The 9,384-nt window shown below is 51.2% G+C and carries 7 protein-coding genes; 5 read left to right on the top strand and 2 right to left on the bottom strand.

What is annotated here, in order from left to right; genetic code table 11:
- Positions 1-44: 44 nt before the first annotated feature.
- From imuA to B2067_RS01175, 3 genes are read left to right on the top strand one after another with little or no spacing between them, the layout of a single operon-like run.
- On the top strand, positions 45-716 hold the full coding sequence (gene imuA, locus B2067_RS01185; protein ID WP_076515137.1) for a translesion DNA synthesis-associated protein ImuA: 672 nt from the start codon (positions 45-47) through the stop codon (positions 714-716).
- Positions 717-720: 4 nt separating this feature from the next.
- Positions 721-2,115 carry a Y-family DNA polymerase gene (locus B2067_RS01180; protein WP_301387224.1) on the top strand — a complete coding sequence of 465 codons (1,395 nt, stop codon included), beginning with the start codon at positions 721-723 and terminating at the stop codon, positions 2,113-2,115.
- Positions 2,116-2,126: 11 nt separating this feature from the next.
- Positions 2,127-5,177 carry an error-prone DNA polymerase gene (locus tag B2067_RS01175; RefSeq protein WP_301387223.1) on the top strand — a complete coding sequence of 1,017 codons (3,051 nt, stop codon included), beginning with the start codon at positions 2,127-2,129 and terminating at the stop codon, positions 5,175-5,177.
- Between the two features lie 11 nt (positions 5,178-5,188).
- On the opposite strand, the gene B2067_RS01170 is transcribed toward B2067_RS01175, so the two are convergent.
- Entirely contained in the window at positions 5,189-6,508 is a 1,320-nt protein-coding gene (locus B2067_RS01170; RefSeq protein ID WP_076515140.1) for an MFS transporter, read from the bottom strand.
- A 5-nt stretch (positions 6,509-6,513) separates the two neighbouring features.
- Positions 6,514-6,999 carry a YajQ family cyclic di-GMP-binding protein gene (locus tag B2067_RS01165; RefSeq protein ID WP_076515141.1) on the bottom strand — a complete coding sequence of 162 codons (486 nt, stop codon included), beginning with the start codon at positions 6,997-6,999 and terminating at the stop codon, positions 6,514-6,516.
- Between the two features lie 176 nt (positions 7,000-7,175).
- On the opposite strand from B2067_RS01165, the gene B2067_RS01160 reads away from it, so the two are divergent.
- Together B2067_RS01160 and B2067_RS01155 are read left to right on the top strand one after the other, a co-directional pair.
- Entirely contained in the window at positions 7,176-8,252 is a 1,077-nt protein-coding gene (locus tag B2067_RS01160; protein WP_301387222.1) for a hypothetical protein, read from the top strand.
- Between the two features lie 15 nt (positions 8,253-8,267).
- Positions 8,268-9,197 (top strand): ketopantoate reductase family protein, encoded by a 930-nt coding sequence (locus B2067_RS01155; RefSeq protein WP_301387221.1) that lies wholly within the window; start codon positions 8,268-8,270, stop codon positions 9,195-9,197.
- Positions 9,198-9,384 lie beyond the last annotated feature (187 nt).

Here is a 9,384-nt window from a genome sequence, read left to right as displayed (position 1 = left end):
TTTATATACAGTACTGTATATAAAAACACATAAAGGAGAGAGGTATGCCAGCGACACAATCACATTCGTCATCCGGTCTGAGTTACCCTCTCGACCAGGCTCTGAACAAAGGACTGGTATGGCAGGCGGCTCAGCAACCTTGTAGCAGTGCCAGCGTCATCTCCTCTGGGTATCAGCAGCTGAACCGTGAACTCCCACAAGGGGGCTGGCAAGCTGGCCAGGTCTGCGAGATTTACCCTCATAGGTACGGCTGCGGTGATATGCACATTCTGCTACCCGTGCTGGCGACATTAAGTCATCAACAGCAGTGGATCATGATGGTAGCTCCTCCTGCTATTCCCTACGCGCCAGCCCTGACAATGGCAGGAATAGATACCCGACGACTGTTGATGGTGCACCCCAAAGATCGCAAAGAAGCACTCTGGTGCGTCGAAGAAGGGCTTCGGTCTGGTCACTGCAGCGCCGTCATGGGATGGCTGCCTGAATCGGACCCTAACAGCATTCGCAGGATTCAACTGGCCTGCGAAGCAAGTAAGAACTTCTGCTGGCTATGGCCCGACGCCAGACACCAGAACAGCGCTTCAGCCGCACCATTGAGGCTTCAGGTCACACGAATCTCAGCAGAACAGGCAAACCTGCGCTTTATTAAACGTCGGGGACGCTGGCCGGGTAATGCCTTTTCACTGTCACTGAACAGCGCAACCCGAACAGGTTAAGCCCATGAACGCCTGGCTCTATCTCTACTTTCCGGATATGTACCTGCACAGTCTGGTCCATGATTATCACAGCCCGGTTATTGTGATTACTCAGGATCAGCAGCGGGTCGTTCAGGTATCAGCGGCTGCAAAGCAATGTGGAATTCGCCCAGACATGCCCCTCGCCAGTGCGTTGTTTCTGTGTCCGGAAGTTGTCTGTCATACCCTGAACCAGGAATACGCAGAGCAGTTACTGCAACAAAGGGCATTGTGGGCATATCGCTACTCTGCACAGATATTTCCCGACCCAGCGGACGGCTTATGGCTCGAAGCAGGAAGCATGCTGAGGCTGTTTGGTGGCATTGAAGCCTTCGTTAACACGCTCAAAGACGGCTGTCAGCAGCATCAGTGGCCACTGCAATATGGCTTAGGCCTGACGCCTGTTTCTGCGCGCTGGCAGGCACTCGCTGATGTACAGACACTCTCTCTGAATACCGCACAACAACAGCATGCGCTACAGACACTTCCTTTGGATAAGTTGCATCTCAACGATGCACAGCTGCTGGCATTACAGCGACTGGGTATTCAGCATCTGGGAGAGTTATTACAACTGCCACTCGCAGAAACTGGTCGTCGTATCTGTCCGCAGTTGATGCAACAACTGCAGCAACTGCACGGGCAACAAAAGCCGCCCTCCACTCTTTTTACTCCGCCGTTAAAATTTTCTGAGAAAGTCATATTCAGTCATGATGCCGAGCACAGAAATGGGCTATTTTTTCCATTGGCTCGTCTGCTCGACAGCCTCTGTGGATTTCTCCACCACCATCAGCTTTCAGTCCGCTGGCTGGCCTTACGTCTGTTACACAGAGAACCTCCGGAAACCCGCTGGCTATTCAGCTTTGCCAACCATGAATACCGCTATGAGGAGTTGTTACAATTGTGCCGTTATCAATTGGATAAGCAGTCTCTGCGGGCCCCGGTCACTGAGCTTCAGCTTAGTGTCACCCAGTTCACTTCAAGACAGCATGAGCAGGCATCATGCCTTGCTATAGACGACCAGACGCCTCTGTCAGGCAGTCTGATTAACCGCTTACAAGCCAGGCTATCAGCCACCCAGGTGTCGGTACTGCAAAGCACTGGAGATCCGCGACCAGAAGCTTCGTGGCAAGCACAGCCCGCAGATGAAAGCGTAACAGACAGCCTGAGCCGAACCGGAGACTGGCCTATCTGGTTGCTGCCTGAGCCAGTTCCCTACCCGCCTCCCGCAGACATTATCCAAGGCCCTCTGCGCATAACCAGCGGCTGGTGGGATAACCGGATGACGCGCCGGGATTATTATCAGGTTATGCAGGATGAACAATTGCTCTGGGTATTCAGGGATGACCAGAAACGTTGGTTTCTGCATGGCTATTTTTCATAGGCTGACACTCCGTGACTACGCCATATGCTGAGCTTCACTGTCTGAGTAACTTTACCTTTCTTCGGGGCGCTTCTCATCCCGAAGAATTAGTCCAGCAAGCCGCTGATCTTGGCTATCAGGCATTGGCTCTGACCGATGAATGCTCTTTCGCAGGCGTTGTGTGCGCCCACCGGGCCATTAAAGAAGAAAATCTGTCACTGAAGCTGATTATTGGTAGCGAATTTCGTCACGCCAGTGGCCTCTATATTGTGCTCGTTACCGGGCGCAAAGCGTACGCTGAACTCTCAACACTGATTACTCAATGCCGGCGTCAGGCAGAAAAAGGGCATTATACGTTTACGCCCGCACAGCTCACTGATTTGCAACATTGTCTGTTGCTCTGGCAGCCAGCTGAACAAGAGATACTCTCTGAGTACGCAGCATTAATCCGACATTTTCATCAACGTCTGTGGCTATTGGGAGAGCGGACGCTGGATGAATTTGATGCCCATCACTATATCGATATCGCCCGCTGGGCAGATACCCTCGACCTGCCTGTTGTCGCAGCGAGCAATGTACATATGCACCACCCGTCACGGCACAGCTTACAGGACTGCCTGACAGCTATACGTATGAACCAGCCAGTTCAGCAGATAAAGCATCACTTATATGCAAATGCCGAGCGTCACTTACGGTCACTTAAAAAATTATCACATCTTTATCCTGAACATTGGCTACAGGAAAGCGTCAGCGTCGCTAATAAATGCACATTTAATCTTGATGAAATTTCCTATCTTTACCCCACAGATTCAGTTCCTGATGGTCTGTGCGCCCGGGAATATCTCAAAACTCTGGTAGAAAAAGGCCAGACAATCCGCTTTCCTGAAGGTACCCCTGCTCATATCCAACAAACCATCGATAAAGAGCTTCGCCTGATCGCACAGAAAGAATACGAGCATTACTTTGTCACCCTCTACGATATCGTCCAGTTCGCCCGCTCAAAAAATATCATGTGTCAGGGACGTGGTTCCGCGGCCAATTCCGTGGTCTGTTATTGTTTATTTCTGACCGAAGTAAATCCGCAAGAGGTACAACTACTTTTTGAACGCTTTATTTCAGAAGAGCGCCACGAACCGCCAGATATTGATATTGATTTTGAAAGCCAGCGACGTGAAGAAGTTATTCAGTACATATATCAGAAATACGGGCGCGAGCGTGCTGCACTCGCAGCTACTGTCATCCGTTACCGTCCGCGTAGTGCTTTGCGTGATGTCGCAAAAGCACTGGGAGTCAATACTGCAGAGCAGGACCGTATTGTTGCCCGCTACGCTGGCCGCTATCACGGTCACGAATGGATGGATCATGTCTATCCAGACTCCGATCAAAGCCCTTTAACGCAACGTCTTCGTTCACTGACTCAAGAGATTCTGGGTTTTCCTCGCCACCTGTCACAGCATGTTGGTGGCTTTGTTATTGCCGAAGGTTGTCTGCATGAATTAGTTCCGGTCGAAAATGCCAGCATGAAAGAGCGCACGGTGATTCAGTGGGATAAAGACGATCTGGAAACGCTTGGTCTGATGAAAGTGGATATTCTTGGCCTGGGCATGATGACAGCGATACGTCGTAGCCTGAATCATTTAGAAATGCAGATCAGTGACATTCCGCGTGAAGACCCGGCGACGTATAAAATGCTGCAGAAAGCAGATTCCGTGGGGGTCTTTCAGGTCGAGAGTCGTGCTCAGATGAATATGCTGCCACGCCTGAAACCAGCTTGTTATTACGACCTGGTGGTCCAGGTTTCGATCGTACGGCCGGGCCCCATTCATGGTGATATGGTGCACCCTTATTTAAAGCGGCGTAACGGTCAGGAAGCCGCAGATTATCCTCTGCCTGAACTCAGACCTATCCTTGAACGCACCCATGGAGTGCCATTATTTCAGGAACAAGTCATTGCCTTTGCCATGGTCGCCGCAGACTTTACTGCCTCTGAAGCCGATCAATTAAGACGCTCTATGGCCAGTTGGCGAAAGAAAGGCCACATGCACAGGCTACAAAATCGTCTGCGTGAAAACATGCTTCAAAATGGATTTTCAGAAGCCTACATAGAGAGAATTCAGCGCCAACTCGAAGGCTTTGGTGAATACGGTTTTCCGGAATCTCATGCCGCCAGTTTTGCCTTGTTGGTGTATCTGACTGCCTGGCTGAAATGTCATCACCCTGGCGTATTTCTGGCGGCCCTACTCAATAGCCAACCTATGGGGTTTTATAGCCCAGCTCAGCTGATCAATGATGCGCGGCATCATAAGGTTATGGTTTATCCGGTCGATGTTAATCACAGCCACTGGGACCACGAAGCACTCCCTGATGGCTCAGTCAGACTTGGCCTTCGTCTGGTAAAAGGAATGAACCAAGAGGCAGCGGTGCGAGTGTTAGCAGCCCGCCCCGAGACGGGATACAAAAGCATTTCTGACTGCACCCAGGCTGCTCAGCTCAGTCGTAAAGAGCGTGAGGCGCTGGCTTCTTCAGGTGCATTCGGTGCTCTCAGTGAGCATCGTTACCATGCACGCTGGCAAGCCGCTGAACCCGCTGCGGCATCTTATCAACCCGACCTTATTGAGAACCTTTCACAAGCCACAGACTGGGAGCTGGCAGCGCCAGATGAAGTCGATAATCTACTGGAAGATTATCAGAGCCTGGGCGTGACTTTAGGGCGCCATCCAATGGAAGTTCTGCGTGAACTGGGCCTATTAGGGAACAGTGTGACAGCAGAAGGTTTAAAACAACTGAAACACGGAGACGAAAGCTATATCAGCGGTATTGTCACGTGTCGCCAACGCCCCGGAACCTCAGCAGGCGTGACCTTTATTACGCTCGAAGATGAAACCGGTTGCTCGAATATTGTGGTCTGGCTGGCTACGGCAAAACGTCAGCTGGATACTTTGATTCATGCACGGTTATTACAGGTATACGGCAAAGTTGAGCAAGACCCCGAAAGCGGCATTACCCACATGATTGCATACCGGCTACTCGATCTGAGTGGTTCACTGGAGCGGCTGAAAGTACAGTCGCACGACTTCCACTAAGTGCTACGCTTTTAATCACGGGACAAGAAGTTGCGGGCCTGCAACAGACGAATCAACCACCAGAGAATCACCAGACTCGGTAAGACCATCAGGGTAGTTAATACAAAGAAGGTCGCCCAGTCACCGTTGAGGTAATCAACAACATAACCACTGGCACCGGACACCGTCGTCCTGCCAAAATTCGCGATCGATGCCAGCAAAGCGTACTGAGTCGCTGAAAATACCCGGTCAGTCAGCAGAGTAACAAAGCTCACCAACACAACCGTCGCAAACGCGCTGGTAAATCCATCCGCAATCACAGCAAACAGATAGAGACTCTCCAGAGGCCCGGTGACAGCAATCCAGGCAAACAGGAGATTGGTTCCGGCCATCGCCAGACCACCGATCAACAGGCCCCTGAAGATCCCCAGTTTCTGATTAAAATACGCACCGATCAGACTGAATACGATGGTTACCCACCAGGTTACCATCTTGGAATAAGTTGCAATCTGGGCGTCTGTAAAACCGATTTCCTTATAGAAAGTAATCGACATACGGCCAAGAAATGCCTCGCCCATTTTGAACGTAAACAAAAAAGAGAGCAGTAAAAGTACAATCGTGCTGCCATAACGGCGAAGCAAGGCTCTGAAAGGCTCAATCAGCGTAAACTGCAGCTGAGCACGCAGACTCAGACCAGCAACACGACTCTCAAGTTTTTCGCGACGGCGGTTATCGCGCTCTACTAATACCATCACCAGTGCGGTAATGAAGAGACAAAACATAGCCAGATAGAAAAACACATCGGCCCAGTCCATCGACGACAGGCCTTTCATATAAAACGCCGCCGCACCAAGCAGGCTGTATCCCGTCCACCAGCCGCTGGTAGCGAACGCCGCGGCATAGGGAATAAGTGCCTCTTCAGCTTCTGGATCGAAACTGTCTACCCTGAATCCATCAATAGCGATGTCACAGGTCGCTGATGCCAGTGCAATCGTCATGGCCAATATGCTCAGCCAGACCATGCTGGCCTGCGGAGAAATCTGACTGATGCCCCAACATGCCAGTGTCATTACCAGCAACAGAAATACAATCCAGGATTTGCGGTCACCTAAACGCCTGAAAACAGGCAGCTGAAAACCATCGACGAGCGGCGCCCAAAGAAAATTAATGGCGTATACGAAGAAAATAGAACCAAACAGCCCGATGCTGGTACGGGACAAACCTGCATCGGTCAGCCAGCCAGTCATTGCCGAGCCAATCAGAACCCAGGGAAAACCACTGCAGATGCCTAATAAAAAGATCATCCGCAGACGAGGTTCACGTAGCAGCTGCGTCAGCGGCATCCCGCTCATAAATATCAGTCTTTAAAGTTCTTGAATGCCAGTGGCATATCGATAGATTCTTCGCCACGAAGCATCGCCATAACCTGTTGCAGATCATCGCGTTTCTTACCCTGCACCCGCACGGTATCGCCCTGGATACTGGCCTGAACCTTAATCTTGCTGTCTTTAATCAGCTTAGCTATCTTCCGGCCCAGATCTTTATCGATCCCCTGACGCATGGTTGCCAGAATTTTCACCTGTTTCCCAGTTCCCTGAGGATCAGAAAATTCGAGGCAGTTCGCTTTGATAGAGCGCTTAATCATGGCGCTGATCAGCATAGACTTCATCTGATCAAGCTGAGTATTGTTATCAGCGATCATAGTGACGACAAAATCCTTCAGCTCAAAGCTGGCACTGACACCACGAAAATCGAAACGGGTACTCAGTTCGCGGTTCGCCTGATCAACGGCATTCTGTGCTTCGTGCTTATCTACTTCTGATACTACGTCAAACGATGGCATATCGGGTCTCCTGTAAATGTCGCCATATATACCGCGCCGTCTGAGATATTGCAAAGGAGGGCCCCTCCCGGAGACTGGCGAAAGTTGCTAAACGCACTAGTCTTAGAGCATATCTGCACCACTATTCGAGGCATTGAATAGTCCAGGTCGCTGAACAGGCATATTGAGAGCAACGCATGGATAATCGTCAGAAAACTTTGCATGGCCCGGGAATCTATTACTTCCGGCTGACCGGAGCCCGACAGCAAGCGATATTCCGTTCTGTCTTCGAGTACGACTATGCCGCCAAGCTGCTGAGTAATGTCGAGGGCTCTACACTTCTCGCCTACGTATTCTTTGATCACGAGATTCATTGCGTACTTGACTGTCAGCGTGACTGGCCCGGCATAATCGATGACATCCGAGATGAATTCACCGACCAACATGAACGCCTCTGGGAGGCCCACAAGGCAGTCATTTCAGAAGAGGTCAGTCCGGTTCTCGTTGACGAGCAGGCGTGTCTCGCTGATCTCATCATTACCCTACACCAGCTACCTGTCAGCAGAAGCCTGGTGCCCGACGCCAGCATGTATTCGTGGAGCAGTGATCATCACTATCGCTCACTGAACCCTCCAGCCTGGATCGACTGTGGACGCATGCTCAATCAGGTCTGTCAGACCCGGCACAATCGCTCGCTGCGCTACGAGTCACTTATGAATACACCGCACGTGACGCAGCTCAATCTCAATGAAAGCAACCACCCGGAATTTCTTCTGTTTGGTCGCCCCGCATTGGCTGAGAAACAGCAGGCACGCGCTGAAATGAATCAACCCGGACGCAGCGCAAATGAACTGAAGCGACTGAGGGACGACGCCCTGCAACTCATCGCCGGCCGCTTTGGGATTACACTGGAATCATTGCAGGACTCATCGTTCAGACGACAGTACCAGCGCCTGATGCCGTTGGTCGCCTGGTTACTGGAAAAACGCCAGCTCAGCAATGAAACCATTGCTGAGCTGCTGGACGAAGATGAAGGCACCATTCCGTTTTGGTTGCGAGGGATTCCCGCAGATCACCCCCAGTCGCTTCTCGATAAACTGAGTGCGCTCTGGTCGCCTGCGGATTCACCCAGTGCGTCTCCACAAAACCAACTTCCCGCTGATACTCCGACTGATGATGCCTCCGCCGACAGCGAAGAAAACGGTTCCATTACCCCCGCTGACACTGCGGAAGACGCCGACAAGCCAGAAAGTAAGGACGTTGTGAATCAGTAGTCATATAATCGGATTATGACGAATATTGAGATTCATCCTCCCCAGAGTTCCACCGAGCGCCAGCGTATTGTAGTCGCGGGTCTTGGTGCTCTGGGCACCCTGATAGCATGGCACTGTCGCTTTGAGGCGCTCTTTACGCACAACCGCCAGCAACAGACAGAGTTCTCTTTACAAACATCCGCCAGCGCCTCAGATACCCCTCCCAAGGTCGACACGTTTTCCGCTCCCCTCTGGCGTGGCGAAGAGGCCGACTGGCTGATTGTTACAACCAAGGCAGCTGCAACATTAGAGATTTTAAGTGATCTTAAAGATCACCTTAAAAACACTTCCCGGATTCTTCTGCTTCAGAACGGAATGGGTCAGCAGGAAGAAGCCTCTGCGTGGTTGGAACAGAATGGAATCAACGCTGAACTCTGGATAGCCTCATCCACAGAAGGCGCCTACAAGGCGGATAACGGAACCGTTATCTACGCTGGCAAGGGGCAGACAGTGGCAGGACGCTGGCAGCTGTCAGGAGACATTGGAGCGGCTCAACTCCCACCCGCCATGAAGTTGGCCACCGATATAAAACAGGTCCTGCACGAGAAGCTGGCCATCAATGCCATCATCAATCCACTGACTGCACACTATCGCTGTCGTAATGGTGAACTGCTGACCAGTTCAGAAAAGCGTAGCGACTTCAACGCCCTCAGTATTGAAGTAGCGACGCTATTTAAAGAACTGAACTGGAAAACCGGTTTCGATATTCAGCAACAGGCAGCAAAAGTGGCTGAAGCAACGGCTCAGAATCAATCGTCAACCTTTCAGGATGTATTGCATCAGCGCCGAACTGAGTTACCTTATATCTGTGGGTACTTACTGCAGCATGCAAGGAAAAATGGACTGAATGCACCGCTGACAGAAAGTCTGTACCAATCAATTTCTGCCCTGGAGGCAGCATGGTAATGCGCAGAAAAGGAAGCCGATTCATATGATGTTGGCGCGACAGAAATCGATGCTCGCCATGGTACTGGTTTGTTCAGGCATCATCCTGGTCGCAACCCTCGCATACGTTATTGCCGCTGAACGCATTGGCCGCGAACATCTGGCGCCTGACCTGTCACGCACCATGGGGCATATCATTGAAGCCCAA

The organism is Thalassolituus sp. UBA2590 (assembly GCF_002339775.1).
GTDB lineage: Bacteria > Pseudomonadota > Gammaproteobacteria > Pseudomonadales > Oceanobacteraceae > Thalassolituus.
Note: the sequence above shows the minus strand (reverse complement) of the source record. Positions and strands in the feature narration are given on the sequence as shown.

What these genes read in the sequence shown, in the direction of transcription:
- B2067_RS01155 (WP_301387221.1), top strand. Translation starts at nt 8,268, where the DNA reads ATGACGAATATTGAGATTCATCCTCCCCAGAGTTCCACCGAGCGCCAG.
- imuA (WP_076515137.1), top strand. Translation starts at nt 45, where the DNA reads ATGCCAGCGACACAATCACATTCGTCATCCGGTCTGAGTTACCCTCTC.
- B2067_RS01165 (WP_076515141.1), bottom strand. Translation starts at nt 6,999, where the DNA reads ATGCCATCGTTTGACGTAGTATCAGAAGTAGATAAGCACGAAGCACAG.
- B2067_RS01160 (WP_301387222.1), top strand. Translation starts at nt 7,176, where the DNA reads ATGGATAATCGTCAGAAAACTTTGCATGGCCCGGGAATCTATTACTTC.
- B2067_RS01170 (WP_076515140.1), bottom strand. Translation starts at nt 6,508, where the DNA reads ATGAGCGGGATGCCGCTGACGCAGCTGCTACGTGAACCTCGTCTGCGG.
- B2067_RS01180 (WP_301387224.1), top strand. Translation starts at nt 721, where the DNA reads ATGAACGCCTGGCTCTATCTCTACTTTCCGGATATGTACCTGCACAGT.